The organism is Nocardiopsis sp. CA-288880 (assembly GCF_050955985.1).
Lineage (GTDB): Bacteria > Actinomycetota > Actinomycetes > Streptosporangiales > Streptosporangiaceae > Nocardiopsis > Nocardiopsis tropica.
The window spans coordinates 4,066,321-4,091,211 of sequence record NZ_CP192105.1 but is presented as its reverse complement, the minus strand read 5'-3'; the positions used below and the strand labels follow the sequence as shown (position 1 = coordinate 4,091,211).

Below are 24,891 nucleotides of genomic sequence, written 5' to 3'. Positions count from 1 at the left end.
CTCCGCCCGACCCCCCTCGGACCGGGACGCGGATCCGCCCCGCACAGACACGTACGGAACCCGGGAAGCACCGCGGCCCCGCACCGCCCGCGGCCTTCCCCCGGCACTGGTAACGGTGGTCCCCCTTGTCCGACCTGATCGATCCGAGCGGTTTTCCCGTCCCCGAGACCCTCACGTACGCCCTTGACGCCGTGGCCGCGAAGCTGAAGACCGACGGCACCGACCTCACCGACACCACCGCCGACATCACCGGCGCGTGGGGCGGGCTGGAGGGCATCTACAGCGCCCCCGAGGACCAGGACCTCTTCACCGTCCTCAACCCGCTCACCGGCGACGCCGAGGACGTGTCCGGCGCGCTGTCCAGTGCCTCCGGGTCCCTCATCGACTTCGCCGAGAAGGTCCGCGACATCAAGGCGCGCTGGGCCACCCTCAAGACCGACTCCTACGCGTTCCTCAGCAGCATCGACTACGGGAACAAGGAGGACTGGGACGAGGGCAGCGGCTTCCTCTGGTGGAAGGAGGAGAGCGAGAACGTCACCAAGCACAACGACCTCCTCGACCGGGCCGCGGGCCTGATGCACGAGTTCGAGGAGGCGGAGCGGACCTGCGCCAACGCCATCACCGGGCTGTTCGGCGGCACCACGTTCATCGCCCAGAGGGCCGACGGGTCGGTCACGGCGGGCGACGGCGAGTTCGTGTACGGCTTCGACGCTCCCCTCGAGGGCATCGCCATGGAGTGGGGGGCGCCGCAGACGACCGACCATGCCTGGTACAACGACGTCGGCGACGCCGTCGGCGACTTCTTCGTGGGCATCGCCGAGGACGTCGGCGGGATGGTCGGCGCGCACGGCCCGGACGGGTGGTTCGCCGGGAACTGGGGCGACAACCTCTGGGAGTACTGGGGCGGCACCGTCGAGGGCCTGGGCGCTCTGGTGGGCGTCGGCAAGGACGAGAACGGCGAGTGGGGCTTCTCCTGGGAGACCGCGGGCAACGCCTGGAAGGAGGCGGCCCACGCGGTCGTGCCGTGGGAGGAGTGGGGCGAGCGGCCCTGGTACGTCATCGGCACGGCGGCCCTCAACATCGGCGCGACGGTGGGCGGCGCGCTGCTCACCGCCACCGGTGTCGGCGCGGTCGTGGGCGTGCCGCTCATGGCCTGGCGCGGCGCCAACATCGTCAACGCGGTCGGCGGCAGCCGCACCCCGGACGTGCCGGACCTGTCGGAGTTCCCCGGCGGCATCGACCCGTCGGTGCTGGCCCGGGTGCCCCGGTTCGGCGACGGGTCCATCACCCCGGTGGACCTGAGCGACCTGGCCGATCTGGACCTCAGCCCCGCGGACCTCGGGCGGATGACCGACGCGCTGGAGCGGCTCAACGCCGCCGGCACCCCGGACCTCCCGGACGGCGACGGACGGCGCACCACGGGCGACGGCTCCGACGGGGACACGGGATCCGACACCGAGCCCACCGGGGACACGGGGTCCGTGCCGCGCGGGACGACGAACACGAACACGGATCCGGATCCGGAGAACGACAACCGCCGGAACGGGGACTCCGGCTCCGAGGAGACCGTCGACCCGACCGCCGACCAGCTCGACGCGGGCGCGGACTTCCTGGACGGCGTGGACCCGGAGTCGCGCCGCGACCTCGCGGAGGGGCTGGACGGGGAGCAGGACCGCTGGGTCGCCTCCCAGGTGCCGGACGACGCGGCCGCGCTCGACGACACGCCGGCGGACCGGTTCGAGGCCGACGACGAGAGGGTCGAGGTCGACAGCGCGGGCAACGAGATCGACGCCCGCGACGACGGCACGTTCGACAACAGCGTGGACGGCGCCACGGGGCTGGACGGCCCGCGGAGCGGCACGACCGTGGTGGACGCGGACACCGGGTCGGGACGGGGCGGCAACGGCGGGCCCGACGGATCGGACCGCGGCCACCACGGCTCAGACGGCGGCGGCCTGTCGGAGGGCGACCTCACCCCGGACGGCGACCTCGCCCCGGACCGCGCCGACGGCCCGGACGGGGAGCGCCCGGAGCACGTCCAGCGGGCCGGCGGGTCCGAGGGCGACAACAACCCCTCGGCCAACCTGGAGGAGGGGCCGGGCTTCTTCGACAGCCAGGGCGACCACATCGAGGTGGGATACCGGGACGAGACCGGCACCTACTTCGACGACGACGGCAACCGGTACATCGACGTGCCGGAGAGCGCCGAGGCCCTGGAGCGCTACAACGAGATCCGCGCCAACGACGGCGACGTCGACCGCATCTCCGAGAACACCGGCTTCGACTCGGACGTCCTCGACGAGATCAAGCAGCACCTGTTCTTCCGCGAGCACCCGGACGTCCCGGTACCGCCGGACGGGACGACCCAGCGCAGCGGCCGGTTCGCCCCCATGGACCACGTCGCCGACCTGTGGCGCAAGGCCGAGGCGGGCACCCTGGACGCCTCGGAGGCGGCCCACTTCCGCCGTCTGGTCATGCACGAGTACGTCGAGGCCCGGCTGATGGACGAGGGCGTCCCGTACCGTTCGCGCGATCCGCAGCTGTGGAGCGACGACACCTACTGGCCGAACCCCGACCGGAACGGCGCGCACGACATCGCGCCCCGGGAGGGCGGCCCCAACGCCTTCGGCATGTGGGAGAAGTGGGGCATCCCCTCACCCGACCCGGACTTCCGGATCTCCGACGACCTGTCCAACCTGGACGGGTACGTCGACTCGGCGCTGGACTGGTGGCGCGACCGCAACCCCTACGACGGCGCGGCGAACCGGCCCTCCTTCGAGCACACCCAGAGGATCGACGCGGGGGACCCGGGTTTTCCCGCAGGGAACCAGCGGTTCGGAACAGGGTCGAACGGGGCCGAGGTCCGCCTGGACCCCGACACCCTCTACCGGGTGGAGGGCCGGGGTGTCTTCATCACCGACTCCGACGGCAGGATCACCCACGTCGAGACCCGGGCCGGGACGGACACCCAGGGCAACCCCGAACTCGTCTACCCCAGGCCGAACGCCACGTACTACGTCGACAGCCCCAGGACGGGCGGGCAGCTCGTCTACGAGACCGACGCCAAGTCCAGGACGGTCTCCATCGAGGGCGAGCTCAGGCCGGGGAGGGAGTCGCGCAACAACGAGCAGACCGCCATCGGCCATGAGGGCAGGAACTACTTCGACGAGTACAACGCGCGCGACGACGCGGAGTACGTCTACGACACTTCCACCTGGCAGGGCGGGCACGTCGTCGCGAGCAACTTCTTCGCCGGCCCCGGGGAGCGCATCAACATCATCCCCATGCTCAAATCCCTGAACCACCCAGGTGGGAGCGAGACCTTCGCCCAGAACTGGGGGCGCCTCGAATACCTCTGGAACGGGATCCTCTCGGGGGACGACGGGCGCCTGGGCCGGGCGTACAGCACCGACTACGCGGAGGGCCACCCGGGAGGGAAGCCGGCGCTCGTCGACCACTGGCGCGACCTCGCCGGCGACAATCCCTCGATCACGTTCCGGGTGGAACTCGACCACGACGACTCGCTTCCGGATTTCGACCGGGATGAATTCCAGGCGAGGCAGGACAACCTCAATAGCTATGCGAATCGGTATGACAGCGACCGGCCTGATGAAATGAATAACCTGGGAGCCCCGCCTTCGAGGATCATGGTAAACTGGGAGCTTAATGGCGAGGATCAGGCGGGGTTGCGGTATGACAACCATCCCACGCGGACTCCGAGGAATTAGCGGAAGGAAGTTCGATGGATCTCGTCCGGCAGCAGGAGTTGGTACGCGAAATGGCCCTTGAGCTGGTCGAGGCCGCTCCGGACGGCTGGACCTCGATGAATTACAGGTATGAATACATCGGGGGCGTCGCGGCCATGGAGAACCTCGTGACCTTCGAGAGCGGAGAGACGAAGAGGAAGCGCCACCCGCGCCCTGTCGACAACAAGGCCGACATCCTCAAGAGTGAGATGTACGAGGAGGGCAAGGGGACATGGCTCGCCATGTCGATCCTGGTGACCCGTCCGGAGAAGTTCAAGGCGGAATTCCATTACGACAGGGAGCTGGGGGTCCATCCGATTCCTCCGTCGCCGGACAGCTATGTCTTCGAGCTGGCCAAGTTCCCCCGGGACGACGACGCGCTCTCCGACTGGCTCAGGGAGAAGATCGGCCAGGCCCAGGGCTAGGCCGTGTCCTGGCAGCGGCCGGACGCCCCCGGCGCGCTCGTCCTTCGCTGACAGGGCGGCAGACGCCATGACCACGCGGTCACCGAGGAATTAGTGGCAGGAAGTTCGATGGATCTCGTCCGGCAGCAGGAGTTGGTGCGCGCCATGGCTCTTGAGCTGGTCGAGGCCGCTCCGGGCGGCTGGACCTCGATGAATTACAGGTATGACTACATCGGGGGTGCTGCGGCGAGCGAGAATCTCGTGACCTTCGAGAGTGGAGAAACAAAGAGGAAGCGTCACCCGTATTCCGTCAGCCAGAAGGCCAAGTTCCTCAAGGGCGAGATGTACGAGGAGGGCAAGGGGACATGGCTGGCCATGTCGATTCTGGTGACCCGTCCGGAGAAGTTCAAGGCGGAGTTCCATTACGACAGGGAGTTGGGGGTCCATCCGATTCCTCCGTCGCCGGACAGCTATGTCTTCGAGCTGTCCAAGTTCCCCCGGGACGACGACGCGCTCTCCGACTGGCTCAGGGAGAAGATCGGCCAGGCCCAGGGCTAGGCCGTGGCGGGATCCGAGCCCGCTGCGGGCACGAGAGGGCGTCGAGGATCGGTGTGAGGTCCGGCCTCGTCGCCCTTCCCGCGGCAATGCCCGTCGGGGGAGGAAGGCCGATCGGGGATCAGCCCTTCGCTTCGCGGACGTCCTTGCCCTGCTCCGCGAAGTCCTTGAAGTCCTGCATGTGCTGTTGCGACTGCTTGCGGAAGGTACCGGGCATCAGGAGCCCCACCAGCCGCATCATCACACCGCTGAACCGGTACTCGCTCTCGCTCGCCCAGAGCGTCGTCTCCGGACCGACTTCGGTCAGCCGGTCGCGCACCGCGCTCCACATGCCCCCGCCGACGATCTCGCGGTCGAAGTGAACGACCTGCCCTCGCGGGATCTCGCGCAGGTCCGCCGGTTCCCGGCGCGTGATGGTCTCGGTGCACTCCATCTCCTGCTCCCCCATCCGCATCACGACCCGCGATGTGGTGCCGACCTGCCCGTGCACCCCGCTCAGCGGCTCGTGCAGGACCAGACCCCGCAGCCACTTCGACATGTGCACCGGGTCGGCGAGCAGTTGGGCCACCCTCTCCCTCGGTAGGGCGATCTCGGTCGAGACGGTGTACTTCATGGCGCAGTGCTCCGGTTTCCCGAGTGGCAGGGCATGCGAGTGCAGCCTCACCTCATGGTATTCAGCCACGACATGTGAACGTTTCCCCCGGTCCGCGTGGTCATGGCACCTGCCGCGGACGCGACCGTCCGGGCGTTGGGGAACCAGCTCGGACCGGAGCGGCACACTGAGCGCACGGGCCGTGAGTGCTGGGCTCGTGTGCGCCCACGCGCGGTGCCCTCAAATGCGGTGATGCCTCGCAGCTGGAGCCCCGGTGCCCCGGTCGAGCGGTCGACGGTGGTCCGTGACCTCTGACCAGGACACACATGCCCTACCGGCGGTCTAGGGCTGGTAGGGGATCAGCGCACGGAAGGTGTAGGTGCCGAAGATGCCGTCGACCCCGATCCCGAAGAAGATCTGCGCGTCGCGGACCGCCCGCTCCGTGGCGGACCCGTACCTTCCGTCGACGGTGAGGCCCGCGTTGAACTTCGTGTTGAGCTCGCTCTGGATCATCTCGACGACGAGGCCGGAGCTGCCCGGGCCGTACTCGCCGAAGGTCTCGGTGCGTAGCTGCTGCCAGGTCGCCTCGTCGAGCTCCCCCGTCTCGACGAGGTTCGTGTGGGCCCGCTGGTACCGCTCGACAGTGTTCTCCAGCGAGAGGTTGAAGAACCACGACGTGGTGCTGTCCGAGCGGTAGCCGTGGTGTGCGAGCAGCTTGCGGGCGGCCTGGACGTCGACCGACCGGGCGCCCCTCATGTAGTGGGGCCACGGCTCGGCCTCGATCTGGGCCAGGGTCTGCTCGGACGTGCGGTCGAGGTTGTCGGCGGAGGCCGCGGGCGCTGTGGCGACGACGGCGGTGGCGGCGATCGCGGAGGCGGCGATCAGGGAGATGAAACGCCTACCCAAACCATCAAAGAAGTGTGGAAACATGCGAAAATAGGCCCTTTTCTCCTGGGTAATGGGAACTACAAGGCTCATGCTCACACGAAGTATCGGCGTCATGGCTGATCGCCTCAATGATTCGTCTGCGATTCGTCGCACGACGAAAGCGGTCCCCGGAACGAAGGCTCTCCGAGCCTGCCGGAACAGCGTCCGGCGCCGCCTCGGGACGGCGCGCTCCACCGCCCAGCCGCCGGACGGAGCGGTCTCCCGGGGCACGGGTGTGTCGTGGGCCACCCCGTCCCATTTCACGGAACAGCAGCTGGTAGGGTCTGTGCCGTTGTCGGTTTTGCGTAGGACGGGAGGGGAGTTGGCCGTGCAGTCGTCGCCTTCCCCGTTCGCCTCGTCCTCGCCCGACCGCCGTTCCTCCGGTCGGCCGCCCCTCTGCGCGCGGCCCTCTCTCGCAGCCACCGGGCGGATGCGCTTCGCCGAGCGCCACAAGATCTCGGTCCGCAACCCCCGCCCCCTGGGCACCAACGGCTACTCCACCTCGTGGGGCACCAACGCCCACGGTGAGCTCAGCGCCTGCCCGCCCGGACGCAGCTGACCCGTTCCCTCGCCAGAGGGCTCTCTCTTTCACGCGACGACCTCTCCCGCCGCACGTGCGCGCACGGGCCGCTTCGGCGTACCCGGGCCGCGCACGCCCGTAGCGGGTAGCACGGGCCTGCCCCGTCCCGGTCGCTCGCGCGGCACTCCCGGAGTGCCCCACACCATCCTCGCTCCCTGATCGCCGGTGGTCCCGTGCCCGTGGGCACGACCGCCCCCCGGTGTGCGCCAGCATGCCCGGGGACCGGCGAGGAACCGTGAAAGGACGCGGCGTGCCGCTGCTCCTCCTCCTTGCTGTACTCACAGTGACCGTCCTGTCCGTTCCCGTGCTCGACCGCCTGCTGGGCCGTGCCACCGGGTGGCCCCTGGCCGCGGTGTTCGCCCTGCTCACCGTCCCGGTCCTGGCCCGCGGTCCCGACCTCTGGAACGGGGGCCCGGCGCTGGAGGCCTCCCTGCCCTGGATGCCCGCCCTGGGCATCGGGCTGTCCCTGCGCATGGACGGCCTGGCCTGGCTGTTCTGCGTCCTGGTCCTGGGCGTGGGCGCGCTGGTCATGGCCTACTCCGCCCGCTACTTCCCGCCCGGGCGCCGCACCGGTTTCTACGTGCTGATGAGCGCCTTCGCCCTGGCGATGACGGGGCTGGTGCTGGCCGACGACATCGTCCTGCTGTTCGTCTTCTGGGAGCTGACCACGATCTGCTCCTTCTACCTGATCGGCCTGTCGGGCCCCTCGGCGTCCCGGCCCGCGGTGCGCACCTTCCTGCTCACCGCACTGGGCGGACTCGCCCTGCTCGCGGCGGTCGTGCTGCTGTGGGTGCGCACCGGCACCACCCGGCTCAGCGCCATCCTGGGCGACCTGTCCTGGACCCAGGACACCGGCTTCACCACCGCGGTCGCGGTGCTGGTCATCGTCGCGGTGTTCACCAAGTCCGCCCAGTTCCCCTTCCACTACTGGCTCCCCGACGCCATGGCCGCCAGCACCCCGGTCAGCGCCTACCTGCACGCCGCCGCCATGGTCAAGGCCGGCGTCTACCTGGCGATGCGGTTCTCCCCGGCCTTCGCCGACACGGCCGTGTGGGGCACCACCCTGCTCCTGGCGGGCCTGGCCACCGCCCTCCTCGGGGCGCTGCTCGCCCTGCGCAGCCACGACCTCAAGAAGCTCACCGCCTACTCCACCGTCAGCCAGCTCGGCTTCCTCATCGCCGTCATCGGCGTGGGCACCACCCAGGCGCTCATCGCCGCCGCCGTCCACACCCTGGCCCACGCCCTGTTCAAGGCGACGCTGTTCATGGCGGTCGGCGTCGTCGACCACCAGACCGGCACCCGGGACCTGCGCGAACTCGGCGGCCTCCGGCGCGCCATGCCCGTGACCGCGACGGTCAGCGCGCTGGCCGCGCTGTCCATGGCGGGGGTGCCGCCCCTGCTGGGGTTCGTCAGCAAGGAGAACCTCTTCGAGGCCCTGCTGCACACGCCCGGTCCCGCCTGGCTCGGCCCGCTCGCCGCCGTGACGGCGGTCCTGGCCGCGGCGCTGACCGTCGCCTACGCCTTCCGGTTCGTGTACGGGACCTTCGGCGGAGCCCGGGTGCGCCACCCGGGTCCGGACCGGCCCCGGGAGGCGGGCGCCCTCTTCCTGGCCGCCCCGGCCACCGCCGCCCTGGCCGGCCTGATCCTGGGCCTGGCGGCGCCGCTGCTGAACCCCATGGCCGAACGCGCCGCGGCCGACGCCACAGGCGAACAGGCGCAGGCGCACCTGGCCCTGTGGCACGGCGTCAACCCGGCCCTGGCGATGTCGGCGGCCGCCCTGCTCCTCGGAGCCCTCGTGGCCTGGGGCGCCACCGTTCGGGACCCCGCGTCCTCCCGGCTGCGGCTCCCGGTGACGGGCACGGGCGCCTTCGAGCGCGTCCACGCCGGACTCATCGCCCTGGGCGCGCGCACCGGCGACCCGACCCGCAGCGACACACCGGCCCGGCACCTGGCCGTGCCGTTCGTCCTGATCATCGTGTTCGCCGCCGCGGTGGCCGTCCTGGGCCCGGACTACGGGACGCCGGCGGACGGGACCTCCCGGCCCCTCGACTGGATGATGGTCGCCCTCGTGGCCGTCTCGGTGCTCACCGCCGTGGTGACCCGGTCCCGGCTGGCGGCCCTGGCCCTGACCGGAGTCGCGGGGTTCGCCGTCGCCCTCTGGTTCCTGTTCCTGGGCGCCGTCGACGTGGCCCTCACCCAGCTCCTGGTGGAGATCCTGACCGTGGTCGTGGCCGTCCTGGTCCTGCGCCGGCTGCCGGACCGGTTCCACCGCGCCCGCCCCTCGCGCACCGCCGCCACCGCGCTGATCGCCCTCGCCGCGGGCACGGCCGCGGGGCTGGGCGCCTACCTGCTCACCGGACGCCGGGAACCCTCGGCGGTGAGCACCCACCTGTTGGAGAACGCGCCCGCCGACACCGGCGGCACCAACGTCGTCAACACCATCCTGGTCGACTACCGGGCCCTGGACACCCTGGGCGAGCTCACCGTCCTGGGCGTGGCCGGGCTCATCATCATCGCCGTCCTGCACTCCTCGGGGCTCACCGCCAACGACGGGCCCCGGCCGACGGTGGGACGCACCAACCCGGTCCGGGACGCCGACGCCAACACCGTCATCATGCGCACCGTCGCCCGCGTGCTGATCCCGCTGCTCCTGGTCTGGTCCGCCTACCTGCTCCTGCGCGGACACAACGCGCCCGGGGGCGGGTTCATCGGCGGACTGGTCGGCGGCTCGGCCTTCGCCCTGGCCTACCTGGTGGCGCCCAGCGCCTCCGTGGCGCGCATCCGCCTGGCCTACCCGGCCTTCATCGCCGCCGGGGTGGTCACCGCCGTGGCCTCCGGGCTGCTCGGCCTCGCCGACGGCTCCTTCCTGCGGCCCCTGCACGCGGACATCCCGCTGCCGTGGGGCGGCCACTACCACTTCACCAGCGCGCTCGTCTTCGACGTCGGCGTCTACCTGGCCGTGGTCGGCGTGATCCTGACCGCCCTCAACCAGCTCGGCCTGCCGCGCACCGGAGCCGCGCCCGAACGCACCGCCGCTCCCGAACGACACGACACGGCCACCGGAGGCACACGATGACCCTGGCCATCACCATCGGCGTCCTGATCGCCGGAGCCGTCTACCTCATCCTGCAACGCGGCATGGTCCGCATCGTCCTGGGCTTCGTCCTGCTCAGCCACGGCGTCAACCTCCTGCTGATGTCCGCCGGCGGTGTCTCCCGAAGGGAGGCGCCCCTCCTCGCCGGGGGAGGCGGGGAAGCCCTGGCCGACCCGCTGCCGCAGGCGTTCGTCCTGACCGCCATCGTCATCGCCTTCTCCATCACCATCTACATGCTCACCCTCGCCGCCACCGGCAAGGGCGACGACACCGAGGACGCCTCATGAACACCGTGCTCCTCCCGCTCCTGGTCGCGGCGCCCCTGCTCGGCGCCGCCCTGCTGACCGTCCTGCCCGCCGGACGGGTCGCCCGGTCCCTGTTCCTGGGCACCAGCGCCGGCGCGCTCGCCGCCGGACTGGCCCTGCTCGCGGCCACCCGGGACGGACAGGTGTACGCCCACCAGGTGGGCCTGTGGCCCGCCGGGGTCGCCATCCCGTTCGTCGCCGACACCTTCAGCGCCCTGATGGTCACCACCACGGCCCTGCTCGTCCTGGTGTGCTCGGCCTTCGCCATCGCCACCGGCGAGGCCGGACGCCGCTTCTTCGCCCCGCTGGTCCTGGTGCTCTCGGCCGGCGTCTACGGGGCGCTGCTCACCGCCGACCTGTTCAACCTGTTCGTCTTCGTCGAGGTGATGCTGCTGCCCTCCTACGGGCTGATGGCCATCGCCGGAACCCTGCACGGCCTGCGCGGCGGACGCACCTACGTCACCGCCAACCTGCTCACCTCCACCGTCTTCCTCGCCGGCGTCGCCCTGGTGTACGGCACCGCCGGGACCGTCCACCTGGGCGAACTCGCCGGCGCCGCCCAGGACTCGCCCGTGGTCGCCGTCGCCATGGGCCTGGTCCTGCTGGCGATGACGGTCAAGGCCGCCGTCGTCCCGGTGCACGGATGGCTGGTGCGCACCTACACCGCGCCCTCCCCGGCCGTGACCGCCCTGTTCTCCGGCCTGCACACCAAGGTCGCCATCTACGTCGTCTACCGCCTGTACGCCCTCGTCTTCGACGGCGAGGCCTCACTGCTGTGGATCGGCCTGGTCGTGTTCACCGCGACCATGGCCGTCGGCGTCCTGGGCGCGGTCGGCGAGACCACCACCCGCTCGATCCTGGTCTTCCACATGGTCAGCCAGATCGGCTACATCCTGCTCGGCGTCGCCCTGTTCACCGAACTCGGCCTCATGGCCGGGATCTTCTACCTCGTCCACCACATGGTGGTCAAGGCCTCCCTGTTCCTGTCCACCGGCGCGATCGAGCACGTCCACGGCACCGGTGACCTGGAACGGCTGCGCGGCGCGGCCCGCGGGCAACCCCTGCTGGCCCTGGCCTTCCTGGGCGCGGCCCTGTCCCTGGCCGGGCTGCCGCCCTTCTCCGGGTTCGTCGCCAAGCTCACCCTGGTCGCCGCGGCCCTGGACGCCGGGCAGTGGACCGTCGCCGCGATCGCCGTCGCCGTCAGCCTCATCACGCTGATGTCGATGCTCAAGATCTGGGGCTCGGTCTTCTGGGGCCCGCCGCCCGGGGCCGGGCCCGCACCGGAGCCCGAACCGGCGCAGGCGCCCGAAACCGCCGGCGGCACCGCCACCGCCGCCCCGGCCGCCACCCGGGCCCCGGCCCGGATCAGGACCGGACTGGTCCTGCCGGCCGTGGCCCTGACCGCGGTGACCCTCTGCGTCGGCCTCGGAGCCCAGGCCCTGCTCGACCTGAGCGCACAGGCCGCCGCCCACCTGCTGGACACCTCTGCCTACGTCGAGGCGGTGACGAACCGATGAACGGCCTGCTGCGCAGGGCCGCGCGCATCGCGTGGTTCCCCTTCTTCTACGGAACCCGGGTGGTGACCTCCTCGTTCCAGGTCGCCCGGGACATCCTCACCCCCGGCAGCTCGGCGACGCCCGCCTTCCTGGAGGTGCCGCTGCGCTGCCGCACCGACACGGAGATCACCGCCATCGCCAACATGGTCTCCCTGACCCCCGGCACCGTCACCGTGGCCACGCGCACGGACCCGCCCACGCTGTGGGTCCACGGCCTGTACACCGCCGACGAACAGGCCTTCCACGACGACATCCGCCAGATGGAGGACTACCTGCTCGCCATCACACGCCCCCGGGACACGCACCCGCGCACCACCGCGGGAGAGGAGCACCGTTGAACCCGCTCGACATCGCCCTGCTGCTCCTCGGAGCCGCCATGGTGGCCGCCGTCCACCGGATCCTCACCGGCCCCCACCAGGCCGACCGGGCCGCCGGATCCGACATCGTCTTCCTCGGGTTCGTCGGCATCGTCATCGTCCTGGGCCTGCGCCTGGACTCCGCCGCGGTGGTCGACCTCGTCCTGGTGTGCGCCCTCATCGGGTTCCTCGCCGCCCTGTCCCTGGCCCGACTCGTCTCCGGAGGCAAACGATGACCCCCCTCGAAGGACTCGCCCTCCTCTGCGTCCTGGCCGGCGCGGCCGTCTTCGCCGTCGGAGCCTGGGGCCTGGTGCGCCTAGACGACTTCTACGCCCGCCTGCACGGGGTCTCGATCGCGGCCGGGCTGGGCACGCCGCTGCTCCTGCTCGGACTCCTGCTGTGGTTCCCCACGGTGGAGAACGCCGTCAAGATCGGCCTGGCCCTGCTCGTGCAGCTGGCCACCGCCGCCGTCGGAGGCAACGCCCTGGCCCGCGCCGGCTACCTGGCCGGCACCCCCGCCGCCCCGCGCACCCGGCGCGACGCCCTCGCCGAGGCCGACCGGGCGCCGCACCGCGAACAGGACTGACCGGGACCGCCCCGCCCCGGCGGCCCACCGCCGGGGTGGGGGAGGGAGGACACTCATGGACGACATGCTGGTGGGCGAGGTCCGCACCTCGCTGCAGGTCCTCGCCCTCGTGGCCACGGCGGTCACCGGGCTGCTGCTCCGGGTCGCGCACCGGGCCCACACCCGGCTGCGCACCCTGGAGCAGGCGCACGCCCCGCCCCTGCGCGACCTGCCCGCGCCCGGGACCGAGGTCGCGGTCGACGGCAACGCCGAGACGGGCCCCGACGGCCTGCTCACCGCGCCGTACTCGGGGGTCTCCTGCGTGTGGTTCCGCATCGAGGTGTGGGACCGCAGCCCCAACCCCGACACCTACCACGAGAGAATCCGCCACTCCCTGCTCTACTCCAGGCAGAGCCGCACCCCGTTCGCCCTGCGCGACCGGACCGGCGCGGTGCTGTGCGAACCGGACCGCGCCGCGGGGGACCGGCTGCCCCCCACCCACGAGTCCTTCGAGCCGGGGGAAGGGGGAGGGGGCGGGACCCCGCACGCCGAACACGTCGCCCCCGACAGCGGGCGCGTCTTCCTGGAGTGGGCCATCGCCCCGGGGACCCGGCTGCTGGTGCACGGGACGGTCGCGCGCAGGGACGGCAGGACCGTGATCCGCTCCACCGAGGAGGACACGATGCTCGTCTCCACCCGCCCCGCGCCCGAGTTCAGGGACGCCCAGCGGATGACGATCCTCTTCACGGCCCTGGCCTTCGCGGTGTCGCTGACGGGGTTCGTGTGGCTCGTCCTCACCTGAGAAGGCCTGGTTCCCGCAGCCGAAGCGACGGCGAGCCGTAAAGCAACCCGTCAGCAGTTACAGGGTCTGGATCGTGGCTCGGCCGCCGGACAGTTCCGGCACGTGCTCGCAGGCCTGGTTCTCCTGAACCCCCAGCAACAGGACGAGTAACCCGTGGGCAACCGGGAGGGGTCTTGACGTGTCGTACCGGGGTCGGCGCGTCGGGGCCCCTTCCATCTGTCACCGTCCGTGCCCGAGATGGCGCGTGAGTGCCCTGGCGGCCTTGTCGCAGACCTCCGTCAGATGCGTGGTTTCGTAGGAGTGGTTCCTCAGGTCGAACTGCGCCTGCTCGACGCGCTTGCTCAGCACACGGCGTTGCCCGGAAGCTTCGAGGCACCCCACACCCACGCCACCTCGGGAACGATCACCTCATCGCCCGGCCCCAGATCCAGAGCGCGCAGGGTGAGTTCGAGGGCGGCGGAGGCGCTGGCGCAGGACATCGCCCCGGCGCGGCCGGTCAGGTCGGCCACGCGGGCTTCGAGCTGTTGGAGGTGGTGGCCGCCGATCGAGCCGAGCGTGCCGGAGGCGAGCAGGGCCTGGGCAGTGGCGGCCTGGGCAGAGGAGGTCAGGGTGCTGTACTGGTACACGGCAGAGCCGGGTCCGGGCATGCGGAACTCCTGTGTGGTTCGCGGGGGAACGATTACAGGTGGGTGGCGTGGGTGAGGCGTCCCAGGACGGGCAGCGGCGTGTAGTTCTCCGCGTGCGTCACACCGATCCGCCCGCCCCACAAGCGCGCGAGGGTGCTGGCCATGGGGCCGAAGTGCTCGGTGATCGGTTGGGACCGGTGCTGCGCGAGGGCCCGCATCTTGGTCTCGAAGGTGTCACTGACGTCGACCATGGTCGACGGGGCGATCGCACCGTCCAGGGTGAGCCCGTTGTAGGAGTCGGCGGTGTAGACGCGTCGGGGGTGCCCCGTGGAGATCACCACCTCAGGAAGCGCTTCGAGCAGCGCCTCGGCCACACGGCGGTGGTCGGGGTGGACATCGCGCACCGGGTGCGTGATGACCACCTCGGGCCGCTCCTGCTCCAGAAGGGCGGCCAGGCCTGCACGGTCGGCGTGGTCGAGCAACCTCACCCGCGCGCCGAGCATGGCGGCCCCGGCCTCGGCCTCGGCGTCGCGTTCGGGGTCATGGCGGGGCAGGGCGACGGTGACCTGGGAACCGGTGCGGGCGCACAGGGCCAGGTACCCTCCGGCCCACAGTTCGGCGTCGTCGGGGTGGGCCATGACCGTCATCACCGACCCGGGCGGCCTCACCACAGCTCCAGCTCCTCCACGACCGCAGCGGGTGCGGGAAGCAGAGGAGACGGAGCGTTGGAGGGTTTGGCCGGGAGGGGGACGGAGGTGTCCATGGTGATCATCCGGTGCCAGGTGAGCAGCTGCTCCCACTGGGCGCGGACACGCTCCCCGGCCCGGCCGGTGAGCCTGCCCGAGGCGGGCAGGTCCTGGACCTGGGCGCCGTTGGCCAGAAGTCTGGCGGCGGTCTTGTCCCCGATGCCGGTGACGCCGGGGATGTTGTCGCTCTTGTCCCCGCTCAGGGCACGCAAGGACGCCCACTGCGCGGGGCTGATGCCGTACCGTTCGCTCACCTGGGCGGGGCCGATGTGGCGTTTGCCGGGGTGCATGCAGGTGTTGAGCACCTGCACCTGGTCGGTGAGCAACTGGTAGTAGTCGCGGTCGGTGGAGAAGATCCGGGTCGGCCGTTGCGGATCCAGGTGCACCAGGGTGGCGATGACGTCGTCTGCCTCGGCGTCCTCGACCTCGACCCACGCGATGCCGTGCAGGTCCAGGCCCTGCTTGACGTGCGGCAGGGCCAGGATCGGTGTGAGGGCCTCATCGTCGGCGGGGCGGTTGGCCTTGTAGTCGGCGTCGTCCTGCTTGCGGTCGTCGCTGCCGTGCTCGCCGTCGAACACCACCAGCACCTCAGGCAGGTCGGTGAACTCGTCGCGGATCGCCACACGCAGCAGGGCGAAGAACCCGAAGACGGCGGTCAGGTCGCGGCTCTTGTCACGGGAGCGGATCTCGGCGGGGAAGCCGAAGGCCGCGCGCCACAACAGGTTGTGGCCGTCGACCAGGAGCAGGGGCGTGTTCGTCATCGGGGTACCGCTTTCAGGCATGACTGGGCGACGGTGGACGGCCGGAAGTCCCGCGCGCGGTAGTACGCAGCCTGTGCTCTGGCACGGTACGTTACCGGATTCGCGAGCAGGTCGCGGGCGGCTTCCCACAAACCCTCCGCGCCACGGCCGAGGGGCACGAGGACGTCCCCGGCTGTCTCTTCGGCGCCGATGAGGTCGGGCAGGTGGCCCACGTCGTGGGCCACGACGGGAACCCCGACGCTCATGGCCTCCAGAGCGACCAGGCCGAAGGTCTCCTGGAGGGAGGGCACGATCACGACCCCGGCCTGACCCAACCACACCGGGACCCGCTCCCACCGCACGCCACCGACCACACGGACCTGCGGTTGGCGAGCGGCCAGGCGTCGGCACGTGTCCAGGAGCCGCTGTTGGGCTCCAGCGGAGGAGGCGAAGGGAGCGGGCGCCAGGGCGATGTCGACCCTGTGCCCGCGGGGAGCCGGTGCGGCCAACAGGCGGTCGACCCCCTTCTCCGGACCCAGGCGCGCGAGCACGCGCACCGGACCCCGGGTGCGCCGTTCCTCGACCCGAGCGGGCGACGGCGCGGACGGGGGCTCCCGGTGCAGGCTGTTGGGCACCACCTTCCAGTCCCCGGTCCGGTACCCGCGTTCGGTGGCCTGGCGGAGCACGGTGGGGGAGGGGGCGATGACGGCGTCGGCCGCCGCGAGGGCCGGCGCGAGGTCTTCGTCGTGCCCCACCACGTGCACCGCCAGGACGTGACGCGCCGGGTGGTCGGCCATGGCCCGCCCCATGCCCCACAGGGCGTCGACATAGACCACCGTGTCCACCCCGTGGGCGGTGAACACCGTGCCCAGTTCACGGTGTCCGGCGTCCAGGATCCGTTTGAACATGGTGTAGGCGTGGTGGGTCTTGCTGCTCCCAACCGGATCCAAGAGCAGGATCCGTGTCGTGGCGTCTTTGAGCACCGGGTCGCACCACTGATCCGTCCCGGACCGGTCGAACAGGCGGAGAAGTATGTGCGGTGTCTCCCGGAGAGGGCGACAGGGTCCTCTGCGCACGGCAGGTTTCCCGGAACCGTCGCCAGCGCTGAGCCCCCGGTGGCTCGATCCTCGACCGACTGTTCGGGGCCCGGGGGCGTCCGGACGAGAAACCGCGCCGGGCGCCCGGCTTGCGCCGGCGTCCCCCCGAAGCCGCCGACAGGCCGACCGTCCCCGGCTGGGCCTCCGGGGGAACCGTGCCTGGACGAGTAGATCCGAAGTTCGGGCCCGTCAAAGGGGCGAGGGTGTCCATGGTCCGTGTGTGGCGACAGACCTGAGCATCCTCTTGACCGCACTGTAGGTGAGGATCGACGACGGGATCGGGGGAACCCGATGCCTCGGCAGGCCACCGCCGTTCAGCGACTCCGACCCCTTCTGTCTGGCGGTGGCACAGGCTTTGCCCGGCTTCCGCCCTGAGGCTCGTCGGCTGGGCTACGCGAACAAGCACCTGTGGAGCATGTTCCCGTATCCGCCGCAGCGGGCGGGCGGCAACAAGCGACTCCGCTCGGCGCTTGCGCCTTTCGGGGGCGTCGCCGTCCGGGTTGCCCGGCGCGTCCTGGCGATGGCGGCCGGCATCTGGCACCACAACAAGATCGGTGCACCGGTCACCAGGTCGCTGGTCGCCTGCGATCACTGATCGCGGCGGCCCCCGCTCCATCGGGTCGGCATGCCTCCGTGCGGACTGTTGACCACCAACGGCACAGATCCTTCCGCGAGGTAGAAGTGCCCGGGGTAGTAGTCGATGTGGAGGTGTCCTCCGTCCTCGGCGGAGGCCATGTCGCGCACATTGTCCGCGAGCACCGCCCTCCCTGCGGCGTCGCCGCTGATCATGAGGATCTGCCGCTCGGAATCAAGGTGGATGAGGACCCCGGGGCCGGGAGTCTTCTTGACCTCGACCCCCGCCAGGGCGTCAGCGGTCGGCGCCGTGGAGCCGAGCAGCCCCTCGCCCTCGGCGACCGCATCTGCCAGACGGTTCAGCTCTTCCGCCGACGCCGTGAGATCCACTTCGTCGCACACGGTGGTCCAGTTGAGTATCACTGGCAGCACTCCCTCGAGGTCGGACTCCTATGATGCCTGCCGGCCGGTGAACGCCATCGGGCACTTCGGATCTACTCGTCTAGACGGGCCCGATGCCCTCCACGATGAGCAGGACCTCCTCGGGGTGGCCCTCCACGGTGCCGTCGGGGCTCTCCAGGAGCTCGTCCATGACGGTGTCGTCCATGTAGGAGACCTCGACCACCACGCCGGGTTCGGGGGAGAAGAGCGCCCCGGCCCCGTTGTAGTGGCCGGTGCCGTCCGGGAGCTCCCGGACGCCGCCTCCGGGCAGTGCCTCCTCGAGGGTGGTGCCGCCCTCGGCGTCAGGCTCCAGGTAGGCGTCCACGTCCGTGAAGTCCGCGTGCCGGCGGACCGTGACGTACACGTCGGAGGGGGCGAACACCTCGCGCTCGGGAAGGACCCGGCCGTCGTCGTCGACGAGGTGGTCCACATCCACGGTGTCGGGCAGCCAGGACCGCTCGACCTCCTCGGCGTCGGGCAGGACGACCTCCTCCTGCCCCTGCTGCTGCCGGGACATCCAGGCGTTGACGTCGTGGTCGTAGGGGGTGCCCTCCACGGCGTCGGGCAGGTAGCCGATCTCGTAGCCGCTGAGGTCGCCCTCGGCGGGGAGGTAGCCCTGAGCCTCCAGGAACGGTGCGGCCTCCTCCAGGGACATGCGCTCGGAGGGCGCGCTGCCGTCCGGGTTCAGCTCGGGGAGCGACTCCTCGGGGGAGGAGCTGGGCTCCACCGCCTGTGCGGTCCCGCACGCGGTGGTGGCGACCATGACAGCCACGGCGCCGACAGCCATGGCGAGGACGGGGGAGAGGGGGGTGTGCTTCTGCCGGAAGGTCATGGGTCCATCCTGCGGGCCGGGGTCCGCGTCGGCATGAGTACGCGCACTCAACCGCCCTTCGCGGAGAGGTCTGCGGCAGACGTGGTCCGCCTTCCGTGCCACGCGGCGACGGCGCCCTCCGCCGTCGTGGCGGGACCAGCACGGCGTCCGTCCCGGACGGGGGCCGGTGGCCGGGATCACCGCCCCGTCGGTCGTGACCGCCTTGACCCCGACGCAGCGTCCGGGTCTTTCCTGGTCGCATGCCGCTCAAACAATCCCTCGTCGTCGTCCCCTACCTCGCCTCGCACCTGCTGAGCCTGCTCGGCAACGGCATCGCGGCGGTCGCGCTGCCGCTGATCGTGCTGCAGACGACCGGCAGCCCGCTGGGCACGGCGGCGCTGGCGGCCGCGACAGCGGTCCCGGCCGTGCTGGTCGGGCTGCTCAGCGGGGTGGTGATCGACCGGATCAACCGGCGGACGGCCTCGGTGGTCTCCGACCTGATCTCCGCGGCCTCCGTCGCCGCGCTGCCGCTGGTCGACCTGGTGTGGGGCCTGGACCTGGCGTGGTTCATCGTGCTGGGCGTCCTGGGCTCGTTCGGGGACGTGCCGGGGACGACGGCCCGCGAGGTGCTGGCCCCGATGGTGGCCCGGCACGCCGGGCTCGACCTGACACGGGTCGTCGGCCTGCGCCAGACCCTGACATCCGCCGCCCTGGTGATCGGCCCGGCGGCGGCCGGTGTGCTGCTCGCCGCCTTCGACGCCGCTTCCGTACTGTGGATCACCGCGGCGACCTCGGCCGCCGCGGCGCTGCTGACGCGGACGCTGCCGCGTCGGCTCGGTGAGGTCGAGTCCGACGGGTCGCCTCGCCGGTCGGTCCTGCGCGAACTCGGGGAAGGCATGGCGGTGGTGGTGCGAAGCCGGTTCCTGCTCGGCACCTCGGGCCTGGTCGTCGGCCTGGCCGTGGCGCTCGGCGGGCTGCAGGGCCTGGTGATGCCGCTGTACTTCGACCTCATCGACCGCCCCGACCTGCTCGGCCTCGTCCTCACCGCGCTGGCCCTCGGGATGCTGGGCGGCGCTGCGCTCTACAGTGCCGTCGGCCGACGGCTCCCCGTGCGCACATGGCTGGCGGCCGGGCTCGTCGTCACCACCGCCGGCTTCCTGCTGATGGCCTCCCTGCTGGCCCCGGCCGTCGTGCTCGCCGGCGCCGCGGCCCTGGGCTTGGGCAACGCCGTGGTCGGAGCGGTCATCGGGGTGCTGCAGGTCGAACGGACCGCCGGCGCGGTACGCGGGCGGGTGTTCAGCGTCAAGACCGCCCTGCTGATGGTCGCCGCACCGGCGGGGATCGGTCTGGCCGGGGTGGTGGCGGAGTACGGGACCCCGGTCCTGGCCGGGGTCGGCGTCGTCGGGGTGTGGATCCTCGTGCTGCTGGCCGTGATCGTGTCGCGTGCCCTGCGCGACCTGGAACCGAAGGAGCTGTCCCATGCTCAGCGGTGAGCTCGCGGAGCTGGCCGGCGTCACCGTCCGCACGCTGCGCCACTACCACCAGATCGGACTGCTGCCCGAGCCGCCGCGCTCGGCCGGAGGCTACCGGGACTACGACGTGGGCCACCTCGTCCGCCTCCTGCGCATCACGAGGATGACCGCACTCGGCGTACCGCTGTCCGCGCTCCCCGCGGTGCTGGACGATCCGGCGGCCGCGGAGGAGCTGCTCGACGAGCTCGACCGCCAGGCCGCCGCCGAGATCGAACGGCTCGTCGCCCGCCGGGCCGGCATCGCCGCGCTGCGCCGCAGCGGCGCCCCGCCCGACCTGCCGCCGGAGCTCTCGGCATGGCGCACCGGCCCGGCGGTGGAGATGCCGGCGGACATGGCCCGCTACGAGCACGAACAGCTGGTCCTGGTCGGCCACCTGCTCGGCGAGGACGGCGCGGCGGGGTTCGCCGCCCTGTTCGGCGGGGCGGACAGCGGCACGGCCGCGTCCGCGCCGCTGACGGCGCGCTTCTACGCCCTCGGTCCCGACACCCCCGACGACGAGGTCTCCTCGCTGATCGACGACCTGGTCGCGCACCTCGAGCCGCTGGTGCAGCGCCTGGCCAGCCTGCCCCCGCTCGACGCGCAGGCCGAAGAGCTGATGGACGAACTGAACCGGCAGAACCTCAGGCCCGTGCAACACCGCGTCCTGCGCCGGGTCCAGCAGCGGCTGGCCCGGCCCGACGGGGCCTGACCCGGCTCCGCGGCCCCGTACCGGTCCGTGCCCCGAGGCGCACCGTGACCCAGAACATCTCCCGCGGGCTTGCGTACGACGCGACGTCGGGGTCTTGACTCGGGGGCGTCGCATCCACCGACCCCGAGGATCCGCCATGACCGCTCCCTCGAAGCCGATCTCCGTCGAAGAGTTCTTCGGCCCGCCCGCCCGTAGCCGGGCCCTGCTGTCCCCGGACGGCGCGAAGGTCGCCTACCTCGCCCCGTGGCACGGACGGCTCAACGTGTTCGTCCGCGACCTGGACTCGGACTGGACCGCCCCCGACGACGCCCACGCCCCGGACGCCCGGCGCGTCACCTCCGACACCCGGCGCGACATCGACGCCTTCTACTGGACCGCGGACGGCCGCTACCTGCTGTTCCAGCAGGACGCCGACGGCGACGAGAACTGGCACCTGCACCGTGCCGACCCGTACCGGCCAGACGAGCCCGCGGTCGACCTGACCCCCTTCGAAGGCGTGCGGCTGCTCGGCGCGCAACTCCCGCCGGACCGGCCGGGCACCGCGTTCGTGCAGCTCAACCTGCGCCGACCCGACCTGATCGACCTCTTCGAGCTCGACCTGGCCACCGGCAGCCTGACCACCGCCGCGGAGAGCCCCGGCGACGTCCTCTCCTGGCTGCGCACCCCCGGCCGGCTGCTGGCCTTCACCATGGAGGAGGGGGGCGACCACGTGCTGTCGGAGTGGGCCACGGGTGAGCGGCGCCCGATCGCGCGGTTCTCCGGCACCGACGTCCTCTTCGGGGTCCTCCCGGCCGCGCCCACCCCGGACGGGAGAGGACTGTGGATCGGTTCCTCACGCGGCTCGGACCGCACCCGCCTGGTCCGGGTCGACCTGGACACCGGCGAGCAGACCGGGGTGGACAGCCACCCCGTGTTCGATCTGGACACTCCCCGCCCCGAGGCCGACCCGCGCTTCCCGTCCTCGCTGATCCTGCACCCGGCCACCGGAGAACTCCTGGGCGCCCGCTACCTCGGCGCCCGGCAGGAGATCCACGCGCTCGACACGCACTTCGCCGCGGTGCTGCCGCGGCTGGCCGAGCTGTCCGACGGCGACCTGGGCCACGTGTCCTGCGACGCCGCGGCGCAACGCTGGGTCGTGGACTTCACCCACGACCGCGATCCCGGCGTCACCTGGTTCTACGACCACGCCACGGGGCGGGCCCGCCGCCTGTTCCGGCCGTTCCCGCACCTGGACCCGGCCCGGCTCGCACCGGTCGCCCCGATCACCGTCACCGCCCGCGACGGCCTCTCCCTGCCCTGCCACCTCACCCTGCCGGTCGGGGTCGAGCCGCGCGGCCTGCCGACCGTGCTGCTGGTGCACGGCGGACCGTGGTACCGCGACAGCTGGTGCTACGACCCGGAGGTGCAGCTGCTGGCCAACCGCGGCTACGCCGTGCTGCAGGTCGACTTCCGCGGCTCCACCGGTTACGGCAAGGCCCACACCCAGGCCGCGATCGGCCAGTTCGCCGGGCGCATGCACGACGACCTGATCGACGCCCTCGACCGGGTGGTCGAGCAGGGGATCACCGACCCGGACCGGGTCGCGATCTACGGCTGCTCCTACGGCGGCTACGCCGCACTCGTCGGGGCCGCGTTCACCCCGGACCGGTTCGCCGCAGCGGTCAGCTACACCGGGATGTCCGACCTCGCCGACCTCGTCCGGTCGGTCGTCCCGTTCGCCCGCCGCGCCGTCGAGAACAGCTACCTGCGCTACATCGGCGACCCGGACGACCCCCGGCAGGAGGCCGACATGCTCGCCCGCTCACCCATCGGACGGGTCGACGACATCACCGCGCCGGTGCTGCTGATCCACGGCGCCAACGACGTCCGTGTCGCCCGCCGCCACTCCGACCGCGTCGCCGACGCGCTCCGCGCCCGCGGCGCCGAGGTCGAGTACCTGCTGAACGAGACCGAGGGCCACTGGTTCGTCAACACGGACAGCAACATCGAGCTGTACCGCACGCTCGAACGCTTCCTGGCCCGGCACCTGGGCGGGCACTCCTCGACCACCGCCTGAGCCGGAGCGGCCGACCGCGGGTCACGGCGGAGTTCCCAGGGCCTGTTCCAGCAGGGCGTCCGCGGCCGCCCGGCCGTGTCGGCCGTAGTCCCCCTGGTTCAGGACCATGGCGCGGCTGGCCGCCCCGTCGGCGAGGGTGACCAGCTGCTCGGCGAGCGCGTCGGGGCGGGGACACCCCAGTTCCGCCACCAGCGCGGCCACCAGCCGCAGCATGCGCAGTTTCTGTTCGCGTGCGTAGGCGTGGACCGGGTGCTCCGGGTCGGGGAACTCCGCCGCGGCGTCGATGAACGGGCACCCGCGCACCACGGACGTGTCCGCGCCGGGCTGGTCGAACAGGCGGAGGAGCCGTTCGCGGGGGCCGAGGTCCGCCCGGAGCAGCACGCTCTCCATGGTGTCCCCCGAGTCCACGAGCGCCCGCAGATGGGCGAGGGCCAGTTCGTCCCTGGTCGGGAAGTGGGCGTAGAGGGTCCGCTTGGAGACCGGTGCCGCCGCCGCGACCTGCTCCATGCTGGTCGCGGTGATCCCACCGCTCGCGAACAGTCGGGATGCGGCGGCCAGGATGCGCTCCCTCGCCCCGCGTCCCCTGCGTGTCGTGCCACTCGCCACAGTCATGCGCAAAGTATACGGATGCGTTTACCTGAACCGTGGGCGCCGCTATGATCGGCGTCAAGTAAACGGAACCGTTTACTTGGATCGCCGTCGAGGAGCACCCGTGAACCACCCAGAACACACCGAGCTGAGCAGCCACGCGGAGAAGCTGATCCGCGGCCGGCGCGCGACACGCGCCTTCCGCCCCGAACCCGTGCCCGAGGAGACGATGCGCGCGATCTTCTCGCTGGCCGCCGCGGCGCCGTCCAACTCCAACGCACAGCCCTGGCAGGTGGAGGTCGCCAGCGGCCCCGCACGGGACCGGCTGGCGGCAACCCTCCAGGAAGCCCACGCCGCGCGCCGCACCTCGGTCGACTTCCCCTACAGCGACGACATCCACTCGCCGGCGCAGCAGGAGCGGCGGGCCGCCTTCGGCGGCCGGCTCTACGGCACGCTGGGCATCGGCTTCGACGACCACACGGCGCGCGCGGCGTACGACGCCGAGAGCCTGCGGTTCTACGGAGCGCCCCACGTCGCGTTCCTCTTCGTCTCCGGTGAGGACAGCGCCCGCCTGGCCGCCGACGTCGGCGCCTACATGCAGACCCTGCTGCTGGCGATGACCGCCTACGGCGTGGCCAGCTGCCCGCAGGGTCTGCTGAGCTTCTACGCCGACGACGTACGCGCCGAACTCGGCGTCACCACGGGGAAGCTGCTCGTGGGGATCTCGTTCGGATACGCCGACGACACCGCGCCGGTGAACCACATCAGCACCGGCCGGGCCGCGCTGGGGGAGACCACGACCTTCCACGACTGACGCGGCGGCCACGGTCGGCCGGGCCTCACGAAGCCGATCACCGATCGGCGTGCCCCGCCGTGAACCCGGGGGATCGAGTCCTCACAGTTCGGCGTGCTGCTCGACCCAGCGCTCGTCGGCGTACCACCGCAGCGCCCCGCGCAGACGCTCGGTGCTGTGGAGGTCCGGCACGCCGATCTGCTTCGCCGTGTACACGACCTTGCCGCCCTGGAAGTCCTTCAGCCGAGGATTCTCGGCATCCACCTTCAGCGGGCGGTCCTTGCGGGGCCAGACCACGAGCCGGGCGTCACCCCCCTCACCGACCACACTGACCTGGGTCAGGTCGCTCCAAGGGATCGACCGCCGCCAACTGCGGTCCCCGTACTCCGGGCGGTAGGGCGGTGCCGGTCAGGAGCATGTCCAGGACCTGGCGTGCGACGTCGGCGTCGGGTCCCCCGCTGACGGAGACGTCGCCGTGGACGACGCCGATCTGCAGGGCCGAGCCCGAGACGTCACCCGTCAGACGGTTCTTCACCTCAGGAGAGGCCGGGGGCTCACGAATGCCGTCCTCGGTGGTGCCGTGAACGGAGCGGTCACGCCCCCCCGGGGTCCAGGGCTGCTCCGCACTCGCCACAGAACTTCTCCCCGTGGTGGAACTCGACGTCACATGAACGGCAGTGGCCGGTCGAGTTCTCCATGAGCCGGGTGCTCCCTGCTG

General features: G+C 71.5%; 26 protein-coding genes and 1 pseudogene. 16 read left to right on the top strand and 11 right to left on the bottom strand.

The window, feature by feature from the left end; translation table 11 throughout:
• Positions 1 to 125: 125 nt before the first annotated feature.
• From ACQPYD_RS18020 to ACQPYD_RS18010, 3 genes are all read left to right on the top strand, one after another.
• A complete protein-coding gene (locus ACQPYD_RS18020; protein ID WP_433696761.1) occupies positions 126 to 3,728 on the top strand; it encodes a DNA/RNA non-specific endonuclease in 3,603 nt (1,200 codons plus the stop codon).
• Positions 3,729 to 3,742: 14 nt separating this feature from the next.
• Positions 3,743 to 4,171, top strand: coding sequence for a hypothetical protein (locus ACQPYD_RS18015; RefSeq protein ID WP_433696760.1), 429 nt, complete (start codon positions 3,743 to 3,745; stop codon positions 4,169 to 4,171).
• A gap of 108 nt (positions 4,172 to 4,279) precedes the next feature.
• Positions 4,280 to 4,708, top strand: a complete 429-nt coding sequence (locus tag ACQPYD_RS18010; protein WP_433696759.1) for a hypothetical protein — start codon at positions 4,280 to 4,282, stop codon at positions 4,706 to 4,708.
• 118 nt (positions 4,709 to 4,826) lie between these two features.
• Here ACQPYD_RS18010 and ACQPYD_RS18005 read toward each other — a convergent pair whose 3' ends face one another.
• Together ACQPYD_RS18005 and ACQPYD_RS18000 are read right to left on the bottom strand one after the other, a co-directional pair.
• Positions 4,827 to 5,318 (bottom strand): SRPBCC family protein, encoded by a 492-nt coding sequence (locus ACQPYD_RS18005; protein ID WP_433696758.1) that lies wholly within the window; start codon positions 5,316 to 5,318, stop codon positions 4,827 to 4,829.
• Positions 5,319 to 5,639: 321 nt separating this feature from the next.
• Positions 5,640 to 6,203 carry a peptidoglycan-binding domain-containing protein gene (locus ACQPYD_RS18000; RefSeq protein ID WP_433696757.1) on the bottom strand — a complete coding sequence of 188 codons (564 nt, stop codon included), beginning with the start codon at positions 6,201 to 6,203 and terminating at the stop codon, positions 5,640 to 5,642.
• Between the two features lie 451 nt (positions 6,204 to 6,654).
• On the opposite strand from ACQPYD_RS18000, the gene ACQPYD_RS17995 reads away from it, so the two are divergent.
• The 8 genes from ACQPYD_RS17995 (at position 6,655) to ACQPYD_RS17960 (ending at position 13,482) form a co-directional block, all read left to right on the top strand.
• Positions 6,655 to 6,783: a hypothetical protein gene (locus ACQPYD_RS17995; protein ID WP_344182696.1), complete on the top strand. Its 129-nt coding sequence runs from the start codon at positions 6,655 to 6,657 to the stop codon at positions 6,781 to 6,783.
• A 271-nt stretch (positions 6,784 to 7,054) separates the two neighbouring features.
• A complete protein-coding gene (locus ACQPYD_RS17990; RefSeq protein WP_433696756.1) occupies positions 7,055 to 9,880 on the top strand; it encodes a DUF4040 family protein in 2,826 nt (941 codons plus the stop codon).
• The gene (locus ACQPYD_RS17985) at positions 9,877 to 10,185 is read left to right on the top strand and encodes a sodium:proton antiporter (protein WP_433696755.1); all 309 of its coding nucleotides are present in this window, start codon (positions 9,877 to 9,879) and stop codon (positions 10,183 to 10,185) included. The genes ACQPYD_RS17990 and ACQPYD_RS17985 overlap by 4 nt, the downstream gene beginning before the upstream one ends.
• Positions 10,182 to 11,720, top strand: coding sequence for a monovalent cation/H+ antiporter subunit D family protein (locus tag ACQPYD_RS17980; RefSeq protein WP_433696754.1), 1,539 nt, complete (start codon positions 10,182 to 10,184; stop codon positions 11,718 to 11,720). The genes ACQPYD_RS17985 and ACQPYD_RS17980 overlap by 4 nt, the downstream gene beginning before the upstream one ends.
• Positions 11,717 to 12,097, top strand: a complete 381-nt coding sequence (locus ACQPYD_RS17975; RefSeq protein ID WP_355012420.1) for a Na+/H+ antiporter subunit E — start codon at positions 11,717 to 11,719, stop codon at positions 12,095 to 12,097. The genes ACQPYD_RS17980 and ACQPYD_RS17975 overlap by 4 nt, the downstream gene beginning before the upstream one ends.
• Positions 12,094 to 12,351 carry a monovalent cation/H+ antiporter complex subunit F gene (locus ACQPYD_RS17970; RefSeq protein WP_267944781.1) on the top strand — a complete coding sequence of 86 codons (258 nt, stop codon included), beginning with the start codon at positions 12,094 to 12,096 and terminating at the stop codon, positions 12,349 to 12,351. The genes ACQPYD_RS17975 and ACQPYD_RS17970 overlap by 4 nt, the downstream gene beginning before the upstream one ends.
• Positions 12,348 to 12,701 carry a monovalent cation/H(+) antiporter subunit G gene (gene mnhG / locus ACQPYD_RS17965; RefSeq protein ID WP_433696753.1) on the top strand — a complete coding sequence of 118 codons (354 nt, stop codon included), beginning with the start codon at positions 12,348 to 12,350 and terminating at the stop codon, positions 12,699 to 12,701. The genes ACQPYD_RS17970 and mnhG overlap by 4 nt, the downstream gene beginning before the upstream one ends.
• A 55-nt stretch (positions 12,702 to 12,756) precedes the next feature.
• Complete coding sequence (locus tag ACQPYD_RS17960) at positions 12,757 to 13,482, top strand: GIDE domain-containing protein (RefSeq protein ID WP_433696752.1); 726 nt, start codon at positions 12,757 to 12,759, stop codon at positions 13,480 to 13,482.
• A gap of 341 nt (positions 13,483 to 13,823) precedes the next feature.
• Here ACQPYD_RS17960 and ACQPYD_RS17955 read toward each other — a convergent pair whose 3' ends face one another.
• Genes ACQPYD_RS17955 through ACQPYD_RS17940 form a run of 4 tightly spaced genes read right to left on the bottom strand, consistent with a single transcriptional unit; the run spans position 13,824 to position 16,577 of the window.
• Positions 13,824 to 14,129: an aminotransferase class I/II-fold pyridoxal phosphate-dependent enzyme gene (locus ACQPYD_RS17955; protein WP_433696751.1), complete on the bottom strand. Its 306-nt coding sequence runs from the start codon at positions 14,127 to 14,129 to the stop codon at positions 13,824 to 13,826.
• Positions 14,130 to 14,161: 32 nt separating this feature from the next.
• Positions 14,162 to 14,779, bottom strand: a complete 618-nt coding sequence (locus tag ACQPYD_RS17950) for a PIG-L deacetylase family protein (RefSeq protein WP_433696750.1) — start codon at positions 14,777 to 14,779, stop codon at positions 14,162 to 14,164.
• Entirely contained in the window at positions 14,773 to 15,615 is an 843-nt protein-coding gene (locus ACQPYD_RS17945; protein ID WP_433696749.1) for a 5'-3' exonuclease, read from the bottom strand. Before ACQPYD_RS17945 ends, ACQPYD_RS17950 begins: the two co-directional genes overlap by 7 nt.
• Positions 15,612 to 16,577 carry a glycosyltransferase family 4 protein gene (locus ACQPYD_RS17940; protein WP_433696748.1) on the bottom strand — a complete coding sequence of 322 codons (966 nt, stop codon included), beginning with the start codon at positions 16,575 to 16,577 and terminating at the stop codon, positions 15,612 to 15,614. Before ACQPYD_RS17940 ends, ACQPYD_RS17945 begins: the two co-directional genes overlap by 4 nt.
• Positions 16,578 to 17,175: 598 nt before the next feature.
• Between ACQPYD_RS17940 and ACQPYD_RS17935 the strand changes: the two are divergent.
• Positions 17,176 to 17,286 (top strand): annotated as a pseudogene (locus ACQPYD_RS17935) (IS982 family transposase); the annotation flags it as partial.
• Here ACQPYD_RS17935 and ACQPYD_RS17930 read toward each other — a convergent pair.
• The gene (locus tag ACQPYD_RS17930) at positions 17,280 to 17,687 is read right to left on the bottom strand and encodes an Imm32 family immunity protein (protein ID WP_433696747.1); all 408 of its coding nucleotides are present in this window, start codon (positions 17,685 to 17,687) and stop codon (positions 17,280 to 17,282) included. The pseudogene ACQPYD_RS17935 and the gene ACQPYD_RS17930 overlap by 7 nt on opposite strands.
• Before the next feature lie 79 nt (positions 17,688 to 17,766).
• The gene (locus ACQPYD_RS17925; protein ID WP_433696746.1) at positions 17,767 to 18,537 is read right to left on the bottom strand and encodes a hypothetical protein; all 771 of its coding nucleotides are present in this window, start codon (positions 18,535 to 18,537) and stop codon (positions 17,767 to 17,769) included.
• A gap of 239 nt (positions 18,538 to 18,776) precedes the next feature.
• Between ACQPYD_RS17925 and ACQPYD_RS17920 the strand changes: the two genes are divergently transcribed.
• The 3 genes from ACQPYD_RS17920 to ACQPYD_RS17910 all read left to right on the top strand — a co-directional run bounded on the left by ACQPYD_RS17920 (position 18,777) and on the right by ACQPYD_RS17910 (position 22,792).
• Positions 18,777 to 20,009: an MFS transporter gene (locus tag ACQPYD_RS17920; protein WP_433696745.1), complete on the top strand. Its 1,233-nt coding sequence runs from the start codon at positions 18,777 to 18,779 to the stop codon at positions 20,007 to 20,009.
• Positions 19,996 to 20,736 (top strand): MerR family transcriptional regulator, encoded by a 741-nt coding sequence (locus ACQPYD_RS17915; protein ID WP_433696744.1) that lies wholly within the window; start codon positions 19,996 to 19,998, stop codon positions 20,734 to 20,736. The genes ACQPYD_RS17920 and ACQPYD_RS17915 overlap by 14 nt, the downstream gene beginning before the upstream one ends.
• A 136-nt stretch (positions 20,737 to 20,872) precedes the next feature.
• Entirely contained in the window at positions 20,873 to 22,792 is a 1,920-nt protein-coding gene (locus tag ACQPYD_RS17910) for a S9 family peptidase (protein WP_433696743.1), read from the top strand.
• Positions 22,793 to 22,813: 21 nt separating this feature from the next.
• On the opposite strand, the gene ACQPYD_RS17905 is transcribed toward ACQPYD_RS17910, so the two are convergent.
• Entirely contained in the window at positions 22,814 to 23,404 is a 591-nt protein-coding gene (locus ACQPYD_RS17905) for a TetR/AcrR family transcriptional regulator (RefSeq protein WP_433696742.1), read from the bottom strand.
• Between the two features lie 100 nt (positions 23,405 to 23,504).
• On the opposite strand from ACQPYD_RS17905, the gene ACQPYD_RS17900 reads away from it, so the two are divergent.
• Positions 23,505 to 24,194, top strand: coding sequence for a nitroreductase (locus tag ACQPYD_RS17900; protein WP_433696741.1), 690 nt, complete (start codon positions 23,505 to 23,507; stop codon positions 24,192 to 24,194).
• An 81-nt stretch (positions 24,195 to 24,275) separates the two neighbouring features.
• Here ACQPYD_RS17900 and ACQPYD_RS17895 read toward each other — a convergent pair whose 3' ends face one another.
• Both ACQPYD_RS17895 and ACQPYD_RS17890 read right to left on the bottom strand, forming a co-directional pair.
• Positions 24,276 to 24,500, bottom strand: a complete 225-nt coding sequence (locus ACQPYD_RS17895) for a hypothetical protein (protein WP_433696740.1) — start codon at positions 24,498 to 24,500, stop codon at positions 24,276 to 24,278.
• Positions 24,490 to 24,708: a hypothetical protein gene (locus tag ACQPYD_RS17890; protein ID WP_433696739.1), complete on the bottom strand. Its 219-nt coding sequence runs from the start codon at positions 24,706 to 24,708 to the stop codon at positions 24,490 to 24,492. The genes ACQPYD_RS17895 and ACQPYD_RS17890 overlap by 11 nt, the downstream gene beginning before the upstream one ends.
• Between the last annotated feature and the right edge of the window lie 183 nt (positions 24,709 to 24,891).